The sequence below is a fragment of the Shewanella sp. 1180_01 genome, from assembly GCF_052850535.1.
This window is the reverse complement of sequence record NZ_VXCT01000161.1, coordinates 1-916: the sequence shown is the minus strand read 5'-3', so window position 1 is coordinate 916 and position 916 is coordinate 1. Positions and strand designations below refer to the sequence as shown.

Annotated in this window: 2 protein-coding genes; one reads left to right on the top strand and one right to left on the bottom strand. The window is 45.1% G+C overall.

What is annotated here, in order from left to right; translation table 11 throughout:
• The coding region (nadS, locus tag FW758_RS24645) for a NadS family protein (RefSeq protein ID WP_446446833.1) at positions 1-144 on the top strand (144 nt) is incomplete at its 5' end.
• A 446-nt stretch (positions 145-590) separates the two neighbouring features.
• On the opposite strand, the gene FW758_RS24640 is transcribed toward nadS, so the two are convergent.
• Positions 591-916, bottom strand: a 326-nt coding sequence (locus FW758_RS24640; RefSeq protein WP_446446832.1) for a type II toxin-antitoxin system RelB/DinJ family antitoxin, incomplete at its 5' end; no start/stop codon positions are given.

Genomic DNA, 916 nt, shown 5'->3' with positions numbered 1-916 from the left:
GAATTTGCTGCCACGATGGGGGTCAGTTTAGACACAATTAAAAGCTGGGAAGGTAAACGCCGCAACCCAGCAGGATTAGCAGCCAAAGTGCTTGCGACGATTCAAGAAGATCCTAAAATCTACGCAGCACTTGCCGCTCACTAATATTATTCAAAGGCCCTTCTGGGGCCTTTGAATTTCCCCCTATGTGAATCGCTCTAGGACAGTCTGATTCATGTTGGCCTTAAAACAGACCCATTTCGCCCTGTATCTTCCTTCCAACGGGGCTTTTTTGCCCTTGAGTGAATCAAATCTCTGGAGAACTGATTCACGCCTCCTTTAAAGGCGCTTTTCTGCTGTTGAATACAGAGCTAATCGTGCACGCTTGCCTACGGTCACTACAAACACGGTAATGCGTTCATCTTGTACGTGATATACAAGCAATAACCTGATGTGCGCAACTTGATTTTGAAACAGTCAGGGAGATCTCTAAGTTTGTTGGCTACGATAAGAGGATGTAGAAGGATCTCGGCCAGTTTCTTTTTTAACTGCTGCCTGATGGGACTTTGAGCTTCTTCCATTCCTTTAGTGCGCGGGGATCAAACTCTAACTTATAGATCATCGAGCGAAACCTCGATCCCCTTTCGAGAGCTCGCTAAACGTTCTTTAACCAAGGTGATCAAGACTTCATTCTCTGCTGTTAGCAGTACGGGCTTAAATGGCAAAGCGCCATTTGTGGCGACATATTCAAGCATTTGCCGCAATGCCTCAGAAGGACTTACGCCTAACTTTTCCAACGCTGAAAAAGCGCGCTCTTTAAGCTCGTCATCAATGCGAATATTAATAGTCCCCATACTCACCTTAATGTGTAATGACGTTTGTACGTACAATATAGTAAAGCGGTACACTAAAGAGTGCTTTGCAGATGTAGAGATCG